This is a genomic window from Bacillus sp. AFS040349 (assembly GCF_002577655.1).
Classification (GTDB): Bacteria; Bacillota; Bacilli; order Bacillales; family Bacillaceae; genus Metabacillus.
The window spans coordinates 1-16,911 of sequence record NZ_NUMC01000094.1; the positions used below are offsets into that span (position 1 = coordinate 1).

Consider the following 16,911-nt stretch of genomic DNA (forward strand, 5'->3'; position numbering starts at 1 on the left):
CATTTTCAGGACTCTACCCCAATAGGAACAATAGTGTTCACCATTCGTGGTTATAGGCCTAGTACCAGCATTCTTGTAACCAGGGGCAAAGTAGACATAACACAAGCACTTTTTGCCCCATTGTTACTAGTTGGTCTCATTATTGTTTTGTATCTTACGATACAGAGTCATTCTAGAGATACCAGCTTTCTCTGTAGCATCCATACGACTCATCCCTTGATCTATAAGATATAAGGCATAATTAACCTTTTCCTCATCGGTTTTTGGTCTTCCAGGATGTTTCCCTCGTTTTTTTGCAGCCTGAATCCCTTCCTTAGTCCGTTCAGAAGTTAAATCTCTTTCAAATTGAGCAATACCAGCGAAAATAGTAAACAGCATTTTTCCATGTGCTGTTGTTGTATCAAGCCAGGATTCCTTTAAACTTTTTAAATGGGCTCCCTTTTTCGAGATGAGCTCTGTAATTTCAATTAAGTCTTTTGTAGAACGAGATAAACGAGTCAGATCCGTTACCACAACTGTATCGTTCGTTCGTAAAAATTCCAACATATGATCCAGCTCCGGTCGGTTTCGTTTTGTACCAGTTATTTTTTCAAAGAAAATACGATCACATCCAAATTCTTCAAGCTGTTTCTTTTGGCGATCCAAATTTTGATCAAGTGTAGAAACACGCATATATCCAAACTTCATGTATATCATCCTCTTTCTTAAAATTGTACCAAAAACGATTCAAGGTAGATATTGTTACAAATAATATTGTTACATATTTTTGTTACGTCAGTTATGCGAGATTGCTAGCTGAAAAAATTGGTCAGGACTTACGTAACATAAACGTTCGTTTTTGTTACAAACAGAACAAAGAATAATTAGTTCTTCTTCAAGATACAAGTGTGTTTTCCGTCGATTCGACATCTAGAAGTCACAATATCTAGTTAGGATTTGTTGATTTTTCAACAAAAGTGCACTCTCTCTTAACATTCGACTTGTATTTTCTTCCACATTAAAGCTAAAATTTCATTCTTTGCATCCTTCTCTCAATAGCATCATAGTATTTTATTTTTCGTTCTAATCTTTTTAAATGTCTTTGCTTTTCTGCAATTTCTATTTCCACCTTCTTTTTGTGGTTTTGAATTAATTCCTTTCTTTCTTGAACAGTCTCTTTGCCTTCGTTAAATAAACGAACGTATCTTTTAATGTTAGCGATTGACATATCTGTCGAACGAATTGCTTTAATAAACTGGATCCATTCCAAATCTGTTTCATTATAAATTCTTACCCCATTTTTATCCCTTTCAATTGGAGGTAACAAACCTTCTTTTTCATAGTAACGTAGGTTGGATGGAGAAACATCCGTAAAAGAGGAAACATCATTAATAGAATAAAACTTCATTTTAACTCTCCTAAAATTTCCAGATTATCTACACTTGCGTTAAAGCACACTTTAACGTATAGAATAAAATTGTTCAAGCTTATTGGCAATAAAAAATTTTAAGGAGTGGAGGATAATATGAGTTTCAATAAATAATACTAAAACGGAATAGAGTGAGCAAAAGGTAAAAGGAATAAGAGTTTTGAGCGAGGAAGAATGCGTAGCTTAAAAGAATAAATTAACCTATTTAATAAAATAATTATATTTGGAACATGATATTAAATATAATGGAGGAATATAAAATGGCTAAAGTATTAGCAGTATTATCAAGTGGATTCAAAGATGTAGAAAACAATTATGAAACTGGTTGGTGGGGTGAAGAATTATTTGCACCCATGGAGCTATTGGAGAAGGCGGGTCATCAAGTGGATTTGGCTTCACCAATAGGCGGTAAACCTGAAATTGACAAAAATAGTATTAGTAAAGAGTTTGACCCTGAAGGTAAATATAAAGAATTGTATGAATCTGGAAGAGCTGACAAAACGCAAAAGATTTCGGAAGTCAATCCAAACGAATACGATGCAGTTTTGGTTGTTGGCGGTCATGGTGCCATGTATGACCTAGCCAAGAATGAAGAGTTGCATAATATTATTAATACCATTTATGATAACGGGAACATTGTTGCTGCCGTGTGTCATGGACCTGCTCCTTTAATTTGGACAAAACGTCCTGATGGTAAAAGTATCATTGCTGGTTTGAAAGTAACAGGCTATCCAGAAGCTGTAGAACCTGCAGGACTTCCTGACATTTTACCATATAGTCTAGAAGGTGAAATGAGAAAGATAGCAGAGTATACCTCAGAGGAAAAAGTGGTATGGGGTAATGATCAATTAGTAACTGGACGTGATCCATTTTCTTCTGAAGCTTTGGGTAAGGAATTGGTAAAAGCCCTTGAAAAAAGAAATTAATAAGGAAAATAAAGCATGGAACCAATAATTATCACCGCCATTTTAAAGTCGAAAGAAAGCTTTGAAGAACAGTTATTATCGGAACTGAAAAAGGTCCAAATGGCTTCCAGAGAAGAAGTAGGTTGTATAAAGTATGACGTTCATCAATCTATTGAAGATCATACTTTTGTTCTATATGAAGTATGGAAAGACAATGAAGCGATAGATAGCCATATTCAGTCCAAGCATTACCAAGAATACCGAGAAAACATCACTGAAATGGTTTCAACTAGAGTGGTATATAAGCTTAAAACAATCCAATAATAGTTATTCCATTAAAGGGCGCTTTTCTGGAGTAGCGAAAAAATCCCAATTTCTCAACTTTAATACTGAGAAATTGGGATTTTTAATATTGTAATTTCCTTAACGTTGTAAATCCGCATTTTCCTGACGCTACCCCCTAAAGATCATACATCTGTTCAAAAGTACACTTTCGAGATTGAATTAACAAATTCAAAGTATGAAACAAAGAGAAAAGACATCCTGTTAAATAAAATAACCAATCAAAAACCGGTAGAAATCGAAAGAGAAAAAGTAAAAGAAAAGATCAATTTTTACCGAAGTAACGAAAGTGAAAAAACAGAACTTATTAGCAGAGTTTATAAAATCTTTGAACCCTTAAAACCTAAAAAATAACATGTAAAATCCCCCTGTGTATTTTCAGGGGGCAGTCCTTTTAAATTCATCAATTTCTTTAAAGAAGGGGGATTGACAAATGGCCAAAAAATTTCATGAAATTCCTACAATGGAAGAATTCTTAAAAGGTCTAGAAAAAATCAGATCACAACAACTCGAAGCAAGAGAAAGCAGCAAGCTAGGTGTTTATCCATTTGAAGGTACAGATAATCAATTCAGTCATTACGCTACTGGCATTGTCACACCAAAAGGAAAGCACTATTTAATCGATGGTGAAGGCGATTTAAGTTTTACTGGAACAAAGTATCTAGCATATGAAGATAAAGAGGCATTCCCTCCTTTTAGTGCAGCAGAGTTATTATTAGAATCGAAGAACGATTTTAAAATTGACTATGCTGAAGCTGTTAAATACTACAATTTAAATAAAGAGCTTGCTATTAAAGAAAATGAAAATATTCTTTCATCAAAGGAATTTAAGCCGGACCATCCAATTGCGCTTACAGTTAATCAAGAAATGAAGGAAGTTAAAAACATGCTGGAAGAGCAAGGCTTAGATCCTTCAAAAAATCCTGAAGTATCTGCTCTATTGGATCACCATTTTTCGAAGCTTGAAAAGCTTCTATCCGATTTTTCCGAGAAAATCGAAAAAGCTTCCCATGAAGATATTCCGCAATTAGAGGAAAATATGAAAGGGAAATTAAACAAGATTTTTACAGATCTAAAAGACGGTCTAAAACAACTTTTTGTTGATATAAAAGATAACGTTAGATCCGGAATTGAAAATAAGGTTAATGATGTGAAAATTAATATTCATAATGCTGTGGCTGAAAAAGTACAGAATGTGAATGATAAAATTAAAAATTTAAGTGCATCCCTTGATAAAAAGTATCAGATCATCGAAAAAGAGCCTGAAGCTTCTGCCTTATCGCAAGTTCAAAAGGCTTTTGACGAGGTTAAGGAAGCTGCGAAAACAGAAGCAGCAAAAATAAAAGCTGGGGAAGTTTCGCAATCGCTTGCGGATATGTCTCCTATTGTAGGTAATCTGGAAAATCAAAATAAGCAATTAAAGAAAGAAAATGAAGGATTAAAGACGTTTGTTAATGTTGTGAAATCGAAACATCCTGAAGTGTATCAATCAATCTATAACACGATGAAGGGTGTTCAGATCGAACCAAAACAAGAACAAAACGAGATTAAAACAAAAGTAAAAGAATTGGAATTATCAATATAAATAAAAAGAAGGCAAGTGCTTTTAAAGCACTTGCTCTTTTAAAGGAGTTAAAGATTATGTTATCGGTAAAAAGATTTGATAATGGATTTTTTAAATTTGTTGGTGTACTAGCATTTGCAATTCTTATGTTTTTCGTGGCTCCTGAAATCGGTCTTGCTGCATCTACAGGTACGGTTCAGACCAAGATAAAAAGTGGTGTTACTGCATTCCAAACAGTATTAACAGGGATTGTTGTAGTAGTTGGTATTGCAGCTTCATTAAAAATTATTGTTAAGCATCTACCTAGCATCGATGATCCTCATGTGAAAAATGAAATGTGGAAAAGTATAGGTGGAGTTCTAGCTGCTATTGGTGCAGCTGCTGCTTTAATTTGGCTTCTCCCTTGGGTTTACTCATTGTTCAAATAAGATGTATAGAGAAAGCTTCCGGCTTTCTCTATTTTTTTAAGGAGTGGTTTTATGGATCAAGATCAAGTTAAGCAAGCGTTGTTAGAAATGATAGATTCAAGTGGAAGAAGAGGACGCAAATGGTTCTTCCCTAAAAATGTAGATAATCAATATAAAATACTAGCTAACATGACTTTGAAAGAAATACTTATTTATATTTTACCTGCATTGTTGATCTCTATAGGGATAGGGTTTATTCCACCTTATAATTCGATGGTTTTTTGGTTAATCAAAGCCATTTTTATTGTACTTATAATTGTCATTCCAGTTGTTTATGTAAACTATAGACCTGTTAAATTCAGAGATAATATTCGTTCAAAGGACTTTATAAAAGAGTTTCTTGATTATCGTAAGAAAAAGAAAATATATTTCGTAAAACCCAAAAATACATTTTTAGATTAAAAATAAGAAAAAGTTTAGGAGTTGGATAATTTGAGCGAAAAAGAAATTTCCTTCAATGATATAAGTCCGATTGAGGGTGTTTATTCTGATTTTATTTATCTAAAGGAACATGCTCTAGTCACCATGATAAAAGTAAAAGGTGTGAATTTTGATTTGTTGTCACTTTACGAACAAAACTCTATCTTTGATGAATATGGAGCATTTTTGGCTCAAAATATTCATTATCGCCCCCAAACAGTTTCTATGACAATTCCTATTAAGATGGGAGATTATTTAAGGAAATGGAAACTTCAACATATAAAATCTTCGCAAGATCCGGATGTGAATGAAAATCTTCGGCAGTTAAGAGCCAGTTACTTATATGAGTATCAAAAAACAGAAACGGATTTAAGCATGGCTGTTAAAGCTCACTTTATTGTATTAAAAGAGAAGTTGAAGAAGCCAACACTTGAATATCTGCATGAAGCAGAAATCAAGTTAACAGAAAAAAGGGAAGAAATTATGAGGGCTATCCATCAGGTGTTAAATGCATATGACAGCCAGCAAGAAGTATTAAGTGCTAATGAAGCCCTATCGGTTTTACATCAGTTTTTAGATTATAAAACTTCAATTTATCAACATTAAAAGTAGGTGGAGTAAATGAATTTATTATCTTTGTTTGGATCTAAACCCAAAAAAGATTTGAAAGTAAAAATAGAAAATCAGATTGACGGATTGATAGATAAAGATGTGATAGAAAGTCGTTATCCCTTTGTCTTTGAATTGAACAGAGAATATATAGCTTCAAGTGGAAATTATATAAAGCCTTATGTGATTCTTAGTTATCCTTCCGAGCCAACAGGGAATTGGTTATCTCCGTTAAAAAGGTTAAAAGGGAATATTACCATCACACAACATTTAGAGCCGGCAAACGGTGAAATATTAAATAGACACTACAATGAAACAGTAAAGAATAAGGAAGCTGAATTATTAAAAACGTTAGACCACTACAGACGAGAGCAAATAAAAAGGGAGCTAGTAACGGCTAAGAAGCAGCTAGAACAGTCTTTAGATGAAAAGAGTGCTTTTATATATCTTTACACGTATATCTTGTTACAGGCTCATTCAGAGTCTGAATTAAGGTCTTTAGAAGAAAGTTTGAATCGTGTTTTAATCAAAATTAATTTAAAGGGAATTACCCCTTATAGAAGAATAGAAGATGCTTATTTCTCGTCCTTCCCAATAGGTCTGAACGATTTGAAAGAGTATACCTATGCTATGACTAATACCGTTAGCGCAAGCTCGTTTTTTCCTTTTGATGATAATGAAATCTGTGATTTGACTCCAACATCAACAATTGAAGGAATTAATAAAGAAACAAACTCCTGGATTGCCATTGATTATAAAGATAGGGGCCGGACGTTAAATAGGAATAAAATTGTTCTAGGTACTTCAGGCGGTGGTAAGTCAACATATCAAAAAAGTAATATTTTCCGGAAGATTGCTGAAGGTGAAGATAATATTTATATTATTGATCCGGAAGACGAATATTCAAAAGATGTAATTAAATTTGGCGGTACTGTGATTGATCTTTCTAGTGCAAGTCCTACTAGAATGAATCCATTTGAAATTCTGTCCCAAGCATTGGATTCCGATGAAGACGGTGTACTAAGAGATAGAAAGTTAACAGAAACAGACGTCGATAATTTAATTCGTCAAAAGGTTAACCGTTTAAAGGGGTTCCATAAAGTGAATATGCCTGACATGGATCAGGTTCAATTATCAATCATTTCAAACATCTCTATGCAATTGTTTGACAAATTTAGAGAAATTAAAGATTTAGATAAAATGAAACATGAAGATTGGCCAATTTTAAGCGATTTACTTCAGGCTTTAAAGGAATTGAAAGATACGGACACAAAGAAATTCGAATTAATCGAGCGATATTGCTTTATCCTCGAAGACATGGTTGAAGGGTCCAGTACTCTTTTTAATGGCCATACAAACGTTGATATGAGCGCAAAAATCATTTCCTTTAATTTAAAGCTTTTGCAAACAGAAAAAGAAATGCAGGCTGCTGCATATCTAAATACATTCAGTTATTTATGGGAGCTATTCACAAGTAATTTATCCCAATCGGACGAGTTATTTTGCGATGAGTTTCACTTTTTGTTGAAAAACCCTGAAAGTGCGGACTTCTTTTTTCAAGCCTACAAACGTTTTAGAAAGTATAACGCTGGGGCTACTGTAACAACACAACAAATTCAGGATTTACTTGATGCTCCGGGTGGTATCGGTGAGGCTATTGTTGGTAATAGTTACACTAAAATTATGTTCGGTTTTGAACCTCGTGAAATTAATCAGGTAATCGATCGTTTGAAAATTCCGTTGTCAGATAAAGAAATTCACTTCTTAAAAGCTAAGAAGCAAGGGGAAGCGTTAATTCTTTATGGGGCACAGCGTGCTTTATTAAAAGTTGTTTTGACGGAAGAAGAATTAAGGTTATTAAATCCTAAGAAATATGAAGAAAAAACAGGTCGTAGTGCAAAGGAATTGCCGGATTGGTCAGATAAAGTCCTCCTTTCACAAAATGAAATTAGTCAAATTACTAATGAATTGAATAAAGTTGAGGGGTTTTAAATGAAAAAAATTACAATGATGGATAACCTTACTCTGTACGTAAATAAAAGAGAATATAAGATAGAAATCGATGAAAAATTCACTAAGGTTTCTAGCTTAGATCAAATCGAAGACTTGGAGCTTGCGCTACCGGGTTTTTTTGATGTAGAGAGTATATCCCGACAAAACAATAAAATTTACTTGGTTTATAATCTTCCGGAAGGTTATGAGCCTTTAGAAAAGGCTAAAAAATATGTTCCGGTTATTAAGTTGCAGTTGATTAAAAATCTTTTAGAAACAGATCCTTTGCTTGAATCGGATGGTATGACTTACTTAGATTTAAATAATGTTTTCTTTAAAAATTTTAACGACATAAAAATTCTTTATCGTTCTAATGGTTTTCTGCCCTTCCATAAGGATTTAAGCACATTAGATCAGTACAAATTATTTGTATTAGGCTTCTTTAGTGATAAGCACTCTTACAAAAGGTTTATAGTCAACAAAGATAACCTTTTACGAAAAGAAAACAATGAATTTATGTTCGCTGTTAATGCAGCTACATCATTTGCTGATTTAAAGACACTAGTTGATAGAGAACTAGAAAAAGAGCAATCCAGCTTTTATGAAAAGGCGCAATTTCAAGAAACAAGCCGTAAAAAAGGTTTTAAAAGAAAAATATACCTCGGAAGTCTTGGAGTTTTATTGATAGTTTTATTATTCGCCGGAGGAATAAAACAAATTGAAAAAAATGTTGCTGCTAATTTCCAAGAAGAATTGGCCGCAGCCAAGGCCGAAAATGAGTTGGTACTTGCTGTATCAAGTGGTGATACAAAAAAGGCTGTCAAATTAATGGAGGGTAAAGGGGAAGATCCAGCAGTTATTGCAGATATGCTAGTTCAAGCCGGGAAATATGATGAAGCTATCTCATATGATAAAACGATTGAAAAAGAAGTTGTATCTCGACTTTACAAAATTGGTCAGGAAGAGGAATTATTAGAGTTAAAATCCGATTCACCATTCTTGGCTTTTGAAAAAGAGATTGTAGATTTTGATTCAGATAATTTAGTCGCAAAAGCGCCATTAATCGAGGATAAAGATACACTTAAAAGATTATCATTAGCATTCATAAAACATGATAATTATGAATTTGCGAAAGAAATATTAGAAAGATTAAAATCAGATAGTGCAGGTCTTTTTAAGTTAAGTAAAGGTGAAATTAAAGAGATTAATCAATATATAAAAAAAGCTCAATTAGAAATTCAAGTGAAGAGTATAAACGATCAGATCACATCTTTAAACCAAGAAGAATCATTAGAGGAAAGTGAAGAAGAGAAAATAAAGAGGGAGGCAGAAATTAAAAAATTAGAAGATGAGCTTGTTGAAGTACAAAAAGAGCTTATCAAGCTAGATGAAAAAATAGGGATGGATGCTTAATGGATGTTGTAACAGCAAAAGTCGCTTTAACCATAGCGCAACAAGGAGCAAAGCATTGGAAAAAGATAGTACTCATAGTACTGTCTTTTTTTATGATGATGGTTATTGGTGTGATGCTTTTAGTTGGAGGCGATTCCGGAAATTCAGGTACTGCGAAAGTTAATGATGCTGTACTGGCATGGGAGCCTGTAGTAAGCCAATATGCTGAAGAATACGGAATACCTGAATATGTCGGTGTTATATTAGCAATCATGATGGTTGAAACCGGAGGATCAGGGCTTGATATTATGCAAAGCTCAGAATCTTCAGGACTTCCACCAAACAGCATAACAGATCCCGTTTTATCAATTGAGGTAGGAGTAAAACATCTTGCATCTGTCATCAAGAATGCACGCTCAAATGATTTGGACTTTTGGACCCCTGTTCAGAGTTATAACTTTGGTTCAGGTTTTAATAATTACGTAAAAAGTAACGGCAAACAATATACCTTTGATTTAGCGAGTAATTTCTCTAAAAATCAGGCAAACGGAAGAACTGTTAAGTATAGCAATCCCATAGCCGATTTTAACGGAAATTTCCGTTACGCATATGGAAATATGTATTATGTCTTGTTAGTGCAGCAATACCTTACACCTGGGGCAAGTGGAGATATAGGAAATGCAGATGCTTCAGCTTTAGGTCCTGAAACATATCAAATGTTAATGAATGAAGTGTTGAAATATAATGGTTGGCCGTATGCTTGGGGTGGAAGTAGCCCTTCTACTAGTTTTGATTGTAGTGGATTGATGCAATATGCTTTTCGTCAGCTTGGTTATGATTTACCGAGAACGGCAGCTGAACAGCACGCTCATTCAATTCCTGTAGCTGATCCACAACCGGGAGATCTAGTATTTTTCAAAGGTACTAATCCCAGCCGTCCGGCAAGTTCAATCACCCACGTAGGAATTTATGTTGATGAAAAAAGAATGTACGATGCTAGCAATAGTGGGATTGGGTACTCAAATTGGAATCAAGGATATTGGAAACAACATTTTGCAGGCTTTGGCCGAGTGGTGAAATAGGAGGGGGAAAAATTGAATACTAAGGTTTTTATCGCTGTATCTATCGCTCTATTAATTTCTGTTTTTGCAAATATAGCATTAGGATTTAAGTGAGCAGCAAGAGCCAAGATAATAAAGAATACCAGGTACTTAATAAAGAATTGAAAGAGCAAATCAAGTCCTTGGAAAGAGGATTAGATGAAGCTGAAGGAATTATTGTTGATGAGAAACTTGCAGAAAATGATGATGCAAAAAAAGTGGTTGAGAATTTCTTCAAAACTCAATATGAATATACATCTAAAACGTATAAAGAGCGTTTTGAAAAAATTAAAGAATTTGTCAATGACGATGTTTACGGTCAATTGACAACAGCAGGGATTCCGGATATTCCTAACGTTAAATTTGAAAACAAAATTAATAATATGAGGCTTTATTTAACAGCTGAAAAAAAAGAGCTAACAGGCTTAGTTTTGATAGATACTGTTTATAAAGTTGAGGGTGTTGAAAGTCCTGAAACAACACAAATATTTGAAGTGGTTGTTGCTGAAACAGATGGAAAACAGCAAATAATTTCTTTGAAGACATTAGGAACATTTGCTTCTATGTCAGAGAGTTAAAAAATTGTAATTAGAGGGAGGATTATTAATGACAATTTTAAATGTAGTAATTGGGGTTATTGTGGTTATAGGAATTGTTGTTCATAATCACTTCAATTTAAAAAATGATTGTATCGGTATTATTAGTAAAAAAGAGAAGGAGGAAGTTAAGTGAAGTTAAAGATTACTATATTTTCAATTCTATTTGTTTTCTTGTTTTACTTTTCAATTTTCATTGCCGGATTTATTCCTTTTATAGCAGAGTATAAAACGGAATTTAGTCCGGGAGTTATTATGGATTATACAAAAGATATTATTTTCCATCCAATTATGAATATCAAGGAAATGCATGTAGCAGCTAACCCTATGCTTTACATATCATTGGGAGCTGCATTTTTCTTGTTCATTTACCTTTTATTAAAGTCTCGTAGTAAAAATTATGAGAATGTTGGAGAGAAATATGGTGTTCAAGGTTCTTCAAGATGGGCAAAAAATCATGAAGTATTTAAAGTGCCTGAACAAATTACCGTTATTCCAAGTAAGAATATGTATAACCAACTTAAAAAGACATTAAAATCAAACGGTCTGTAAGGAGACATTTTGTATATGAAATTATTTAAAATCTCTAAGGGTAAAAAAGAAGAAATTAAATCAGTAGAACATGAATTAATAAATTTCTTAGACACATCTATTCGTTCTAAAGATACTTACTCCTTTTCTAAAAAAAATACAAGCTATAAAGAAGACTATAAGAATCTTTTATCAACAATAACAGCTTTAGTGTTACTTTTAACCCGTAATCGCCAGGGGAATTCGCTTAATATGCATATGATTATGTATCTTGTTGAAGAAGTTGAACAATTACATTTAACAATTTCAGATAATGATTATTTAAAGCTACAATTTCTAATTAAAAAGGCTAACTTAATTCTCGAAAGTTGTTTAGATACTATGGAATTTGCAGAAATAGAAACAAGGAATTATGAAGTTATACAAAGGTTTATTTTTAAAGATGAAAAAGAGCTTTTAAATGAATACTTTAAAATTAATAACACTGAAAATAATGAGGTGAAATAATGGCTGCAATACAAGAAAATAACGCAAGTGGGATTGTGATGGGGTTAAAAGATGGAAAAGCTTTAATCCAGCATGAAAAAAGTAAAATTGCTAATAGGAATTATTACGTTGTTGGTGGGCCGGGTTCTTTTAAAACTCAATCTTTTGTACTTACAAATATGTTAAATATAACGGATTGCAGCATTGTTGTTACGGACCCAAAAGGTGAAGTATACGAGAAAACGGCAAAAATAAAAGAAGCACAAGGTTATGAAGTTAGGGTTGTAAACTTTAAAAATATGGCCTTGTCAGACCACTATAACCCTTTTGGTTACGTTAGGAGAGATTTAGATGCTACAACCGTTGCAAATACGATTGTAAGTGCTAAAAATGATCCTAAAAGAAAAGATATTTGGTTTAATGCTCAATTAGGATTATTAAAAGCGCTAATTCTTTATGCCAAGACAGAATTTCACCCGGACAAAAGGAATATGGAAGGGATTTTGGATTTCCTTCAGGAGTTTGATCCGGAAGCAAATGAAGACGGTGATAGTGAGCTTGACATGAAGTTTATGGCTCTTGATAAGCGACACCCAGCAAGAAGGAGTTATGAGCTAGGATTTAAAAAGTCGCAGGAAAAAACAAGAGCAAGTATTATCATAAGTCTACTTACAACAATTGGTGACTATGTAGATGATGAAGTTGCTGCTTTTACAAGCAACAATGACTTTTTCTTTGAAGATATAGGTACAAGAAAAGTTGCGCTTTATGTTCTGATTCCTACAATGGATTCAACATGGGAAGGGCTTATTAATTTATTTTTTACGCAGATGTTCCAAGAGCTTTATATTTTAGGAGATAAAAACGGTGCGAAGCTTCCTGTACCAACTGTATTCCTGTTAGATGAGTTCCCCAACTTAGGTAAGTTTAATAATTATGAAGAGTTTTTAGCCACTTGTCGTGGTTATAGAATAGCTTGCTGTACGATTCTTCAAAATAACACTCAATTGATGGATAAGTACGGTAAAGATAAAGCTGAATCTATATTAGGGAACTGTGCTATTAAAATTTGTTTAGGGAATGTTAACGACACTACAGCAGCATATTTTTCTAATCTTATGGGGAAAGCAACTGTAAAAGTTGAAACTGGTGGAAGATCCCTTTCACGAGGTAAAACAGGCAGTTCGTCAAGCAGCTCGAATTTTTCTTACTCTCAAAGATCCTTAATGAATGCCGATGAAATCTTGACAATGCCCGAAAAAGATAGTCTTGTATTAATCGCTGGAAAGTATCCGATCAAAGCAAAGAAAGCTATTCAGTTTGAATTATTCCCAGGATTAGTTGATGAATACGAGGTATCACAAATGGCTTATAAAAGGAAAACAAGTGATGCAGCTAAAGAAGCTTATGAAAAAGATGTCGCTGCTTATGAGGATCTTATGGATCAATTAGAAGAAGAAAATTATATTGATGAAGATCAAGAAATTGAAGAGCAATACGCAGCTGAAAATGAGCAAGATGAGGTATTAGCACAAGCTAGAGAAGAAATCGAAATGTACCAAAATTCATTGAGTGTTTTAGAGGCTATGTCTGAAGAAGACGATCTAAAACAAGCAAAATGAGGTGATTAAATGTTTGATTGGGTCGGTGGTAAATTGAAAGAAATGCTTGAAGAAACAATCAATGGCTGGATAGAAGAGTTTATGAACTGGATTCTAGTCATGGTTAATGAACTAGTTTTTAATTTACCTACATCTTCTTTTGTTAATAATGTAATGACATTTTTCGTGTGGTTCACAGGGGTTTTTGCCGTTGTTATTGCTCTTTATAAACTTATAGAGTATATCATTAATACTCAAAATGGAACGCAAGAATATCCTTTGGATGAGATACTTTTAAGAGTAATTAAAAGTGCAGTGGCTATGTTAGTGCTACCTTGGGCGATAAAGATAATTATGTTAGATATTGCCCTGCCGATTGCAAATTATTTCGCATCGGCAGGAACTGATTTTGAAGGAAATGGTGCTTATGCAGTTATTTCAGCTGCACTAGCTGGCAGTGCATTAGCTGTAACTGGCTATGGTGGAGTCGTAGCGATGATTCTTTTGATTTTCTTCGCTATTGTTTTCTTTATGTTTTTATATTCTGTCTGTGTATTTTATGCAGATTATATAATAATGCAAATTCTTATTGCTCCTGTATCTCTTTCAATGATTGCAGACGATAATAACTATTTTCAGGTTTGGTGGAGAGAGCTAATATCGATTGTTGTTTCCCTTTTAATAAAAATATTCTTAATTACATTAATAATTAACATCCTGTTTTCGGGTGGGAATATATTCTTGGCCATTGGAGCCGGAGCGTTGATAATAAAATCACCTTCTGTATTGAAAAATATGTGGTATGGTGGCGGGGGCGCTCGTGCTGCTTCAAGAGGAGCCGGAAACTTAGGCTCAATGGGATCAAGAATGATGCTCATGAAATTCTTGAAGTAAGGAGGAATTTGTATGTTTCTTATCACATATAAAAAGGGTTTAAATGCTGAAAAAAGTAAAATTGAGTTTGACCGCCCACTGACTTTTTTTGATGCAAATGAAATGTTATTAGAAGCTGTCACTAAATATAAACAGTCTGGCCAAAGTATGAAAATAAGTTACAAAATTGTTGAAATGGAATCCGGAGAAAGTGTTTTTAATTCCAAGATTATAATAGATCGAGATATTCCAAGTCTTTTTCAGCTTATAAAAGAAAACTCTAGTACTCCTAAGGTTGTAATTGATTATGTTAAGAAAGTGGAGAATCGAGAAATAAATGAAACAGAAGATTCATTTTCCTTTAATAATCATGTTGAAGAGAAAGTTCGATTAGAACAGTTAAAAACAGAAAAGAATGATATTCTTCAGCAATTAAAAAAGGATGAAAAAGAACGTCAACAGCGAGATATTGAATTTCAGAGAAAAATGCAAGAAATACAGGACGAAAAAAAAGCTCTTGAAAAGGCACTACAATTAAAGGAAAAAGAGGAAGCCGTAAAGGAATCTCAGCGTATTGAAGCTTTAAGGAAGCTAGAAGAAGAAAAAATAAATGCTATGAAGCTCATGGAGGAAAAGCGAAATCTTGATAAGAAAAAGAAAGATGAGCATGAACAGCGATTAAAAGAGGTCGAAGATGAAGCGAAAAAGGCTGAGCTTGAATTGGCCAGTATTGAGACAGAATTAGAAAAAAATGAACTTGAACGAAAAAAAGAGCTTCAGGAACTTGAAACAAAAAAAGTTGAAGCTGACCGTAAGGTTAGTATTTTGAAAGCTGAGAGTGATATAGAGGAAGTTCAACATCAGCAAGACCTCATCGATTACAAGAAGATCGATAAGGTTCAAACTTTGCCACAAGAAAATTATCAGACAACAGTAGTAGTGCCTAAAATGACGTTTAAAGAAAAGCTTCAGGAGCTTGATTTTGAGGAAGTTAAGTCCCTATCAATACGATTGGTCAGGTCGGGGGCGAAAAGCTCTGTAAACGGCAGTAAGAAGGCTTTTGTGTTGATGAAAAACTATCACCTGAAACGGGCAGCCGAAAAACAAGAAAAACTGAAGAATTTAAATAAAAAAGTAGAAATTGAAGAGAAATTAGCTCTTGAAAAAATAAAATTCATGGAAGAGTTAAAAAAAGAAAAGCTAAATCAGGAAAAAGAGTTAAGAAGGGCAGCAAGACAAAAAGAAAGAGAAGAATCAAAGCAAGCTAAAATAGAAGATCGTTATCGTGCTGCCAAAAAGAAAAGCTTAGGACGCATTCCGATTTATGGTAGTGGATCTTTGAAATTTCTCTTCAGTACGGTTGCTTTTGTGGTGATTTCAATCGGATGTATTAATTATTTCAATCTAGGCGATAAATTTCCGATTTTAAGTGAAGTACAGAATTATGTTGAGAATGTTAAAAATATGATTTTAAATATGATTTTAAAAAGCTAGGTTAATACCTGGCTTTTTTTAGTGATATGAAAGGGGATGAGCTTTGGTGAAGGCTGCTGAAGAGAAGCAAGAAAAATTATTTGTTTCCGCAGAGGAAAAAGAAAGAGCCAATAATGTAAATATCCTTGATTATTTATTATCTATTGGGGAGCCGTTAAAAAGTGAAGGTAATAATTTTTACAGACATGAGGATCATGATAGCTTAGTGGTTAATGCAAGAAAGAATTATTTCAGCTGGAATAGTAGAAACGTTTCCGGTAATGCAGTTACTTATTTGATGAATGTCTATAACCTTTCTTTTCAACATGCAGTCAAAAAAATAAATGATGATTTAGGGGATAATGCACTCTCTAGTTTTAAAAAGTCGGAGCCAAGCTATCCGAGCGAATTTAATTATGATGTAAAAGAAGTTAGTTCTACGGAAAATGTCTATAATTATTTAGTTCATGATCGGAAAATAGATCCGGATTTAGTGCAAGCATTCATCAAGGCTGATTTGATTAAAGAAGATTCATATAAAAACGTTGTTTTCAAATGGAAAGAAAAGGGCGAGCTGATAGGAGCCAATTTACAAGGTACAAGAGAGATTCCGGAAGAAAAGAGAATCCATGCTGACCGTTCTTATTTTAAAAAAGTCCTGCCAACTACTAAGGAAGCCACGAACAGTGGTTTTAATTTCACAAGGGGTTATCCTGATAAATTGTACTTTTTTGAAGCACCGATTGATTTATTAAGCTACCTTTCATTAAATAGGTCAAAACTTACAAATTGCAGATTAATAAGTATGGATGGACTGAAGCAGCAAACTGTTTTTCAAACTATAAAAAACACCCTGAAAGAATTAAAGGGAAATGGCCGGGATCTCGAATCGATTACTTTATGCGTGGATAATGACAGTGCAGGAAAAGAATTTATCGATAAATTGCAGAATTATAATCTTCAGTTAAAAGATGGCCGGAGTATTTCAATAAACAGTGATATTCCAGATATGCCGAAAGGACAAATGAAATGGGATTGGAACAATGAGCTTAAATTACGAGTGAATGAAAGCTTAAAAAAAAACGCTGAGAAATCATTAGACCTATAATACGACACTATTATGAACAGTAATAATAAAGTCGTTTCTGTAGT

The 16,911-nt window shown here is 33.6% G+C and carries 19 protein-coding genes; 17 read left to right on the forward strand and 2 right to left on the reverse strand.

Translation table 11 applies throughout. The features are described from left to right. Positions 1-126 precede the first annotated feature (126 nt). Positions 127-687 carry a recombinase family protein gene (locus tag COD11_RS19140; protein WP_062821412.1) on the reverse strand — a complete coding sequence of 187 codons (561 nt, stop codon included), beginning with the start codon at positions 685-687 and terminating at the stop codon, positions 127-129. Between the two features lie 316 nt (positions 688-1,003). Next, on the reverse strand, positions 1,004-1,387 hold the full coding sequence (locus COD11_RS19145; RefSeq protein ID WP_057526779.1) for a MerR family transcriptional regulator: 384 nt from the start codon (positions 1,385-1,387) through the stop codon (positions 1,004-1,006). Between the two features lie 281 nt (positions 1,388-1,668). On the opposite strand from COD11_RS19145, the gene COD11_RS19150 reads away from it, so the two are divergent. The 17 genes from COD11_RS19150 to COD11_RS19225 all read left to right on the forward strand — a co-directional run bounded on the left by COD11_RS19150 (position 1,669) and on the right by COD11_RS19225 (position 16,867). After that, the gene (locus tag COD11_RS19150) at positions 1,669-2,334 is read left to right on the forward strand and encodes a type 1 glutamine amidotransferase domain-containing protein (RefSeq protein ID WP_057526778.1); all 666 of its coding nucleotides are present in this window, start codon (positions 1,669-1,671) and stop codon (positions 2,332-2,334) included. A 15-nt stretch (positions 2,335-2,349) separates the two neighbouring features. Further along, the gene (locus COD11_RS19155) at positions 2,350-2,637 is read left to right on the forward strand and encodes a putative quinol monooxygenase (RefSeq protein WP_057525875.1); all 288 of its coding nucleotides are present in this window, start codon (positions 2,350-2,352) and stop codon (positions 2,635-2,637) included. Positions 2,638-3,088: 451 nt separating this feature from the next. Next, positions 3,089-4,240: a hypothetical protein gene (locus COD11_RS19160; RefSeq protein WP_098798488.1), complete on the forward strand. Its 1,152-nt coding sequence runs from the start codon at positions 3,089-3,091 to the stop codon at positions 4,238-4,240. A gap of 56 nt (positions 4,241-4,296) precedes the next feature. After that, a complete protein-coding gene (locus COD11_RS19165; protein ID WP_098798489.1) occupies positions 4,297-4,647 on the forward strand; it encodes a CagC family type IV secretion system protein in 351 nt (116 codons plus the stop codon). Positions 4,648-4,698: 51 nt separating this feature from the next. After that, the gene (locus tag COD11_RS19170; protein ID WP_098798490.1) at positions 4,699-5,088 is read left to right on the forward strand and encodes a hypothetical protein; all 390 of its coding nucleotides are present in this window, start codon (positions 4,699-4,701) and stop codon (positions 5,086-5,088) included. Between the two features lie 30 nt (positions 5,089-5,118). Then, positions 5,119-5,712: a hypothetical protein gene (locus tag COD11_RS19175; RefSeq protein WP_098798491.1), complete on the forward strand. Its 594-nt coding sequence runs from the start codon at positions 5,119-5,121 to the stop codon at positions 5,710-5,712. 15 nt (positions 5,713-5,727) lie between these two features. Continuing rightward, positions 5,728-7,707: a VirB4 family type IV secretion system protein gene (locus tag COD11_RS19180; protein WP_098798492.1), complete on the forward strand. Its 1,980-nt coding sequence runs from the start codon at positions 5,728-5,730 to the stop codon at positions 7,705-7,707. After that, positions 7,708-9,120, forward strand: coding sequence for a hypothetical protein (locus COD11_RS19185; RefSeq protein WP_098798493.1), 1,413 nt, complete (start codon positions 7,708-7,710; stop codon positions 9,118-9,120). Further along, positions 9,120-10,181, forward strand: a complete 1,062-nt coding sequence (locus COD11_RS19190) for a bifunctional lytic transglycosylase/C40 family peptidase (protein WP_098798494.1) — start codon at positions 9,120-9,122, stop codon at positions 10,179-10,181. Before COD11_RS19185 ends, COD11_RS19190 begins: the two co-directional genes overlap by 1 nt. Positions 10,182-10,270: 89 nt before the next feature. Further along, positions 10,271-10,777, forward strand: a complete 507-nt coding sequence (locus tag COD11_RS19195) for a hypothetical protein (protein ID WP_098798495.1) — start codon at positions 10,271-10,273, stop codon at positions 10,775-10,777. Positions 10,778-10,805: 28 nt separating this feature from the next. After that, positions 10,806-10,931, forward strand: a complete 126-nt coding sequence (locus tag COD11_RS27630; protein ID WP_255301646.1) for a hypothetical protein — start codon at positions 10,806-10,808, stop codon at positions 10,929-10,931. Next, the gene (locus tag COD11_RS19200) at positions 10,928-11,347 is read left to right on the forward strand and encodes a hypothetical protein (protein WP_098798496.1); all 420 of its coding nucleotides are present in this window, start codon (positions 10,928-10,930) and stop codon (positions 11,345-11,347) included. Before COD11_RS27630 ends, COD11_RS19200 begins: the two co-directional genes overlap by 4 nt. 15 nt (positions 11,348-11,362) lie before the next feature. Beyond that, positions 11,363-11,833, forward strand: a complete 471-nt coding sequence (locus tag COD11_RS19205; protein ID WP_098798497.1) for a hypothetical protein — start codon at positions 11,363-11,365, stop codon at positions 11,831-11,833. Beyond that, positions 11,833-13,434, forward strand: a complete 1,602-nt coding sequence (locus COD11_RS19210) for a VirD4-like conjugal transfer protein, CD1115 family (RefSeq protein ID WP_098798498.1) — start codon at positions 11,833-11,835, stop codon at positions 13,432-13,434. The genes COD11_RS19205 and COD11_RS19210 overlap by 1 nt, the downstream gene beginning before the upstream one ends. Before the next feature lie 9 nt (positions 13,435-13,443). After that, a complete protein-coding gene (locus COD11_RS19215) occupies positions 13,444-14,307 on the forward strand; it encodes a conjugal transfer protein TrbL family protein (protein WP_098798499.1) in 864 nt (287 codons plus the stop codon). 12 nt (positions 14,308-14,319) lie between these two features. Next, the gene (locus tag COD11_RS19220; RefSeq protein ID WP_098798500.1) at positions 14,320-15,780 is read left to right on the forward strand and encodes a hypothetical protein; all 1,461 of its coding nucleotides are present in this window, start codon (positions 14,320-14,322) and stop codon (positions 15,778-15,780) included. A 46-nt stretch (positions 15,781-15,826) separates the two neighbouring features. Further along, positions 15,827-16,867, forward strand: a complete 1,041-nt coding sequence (locus tag COD11_RS19225; RefSeq protein WP_098798501.1) for a DUF3991 domain-containing protein — start codon at positions 15,827-15,829, stop codon at positions 16,865-16,867. Positions 16,868-16,911: the final 44 nt, after the last annotated feature.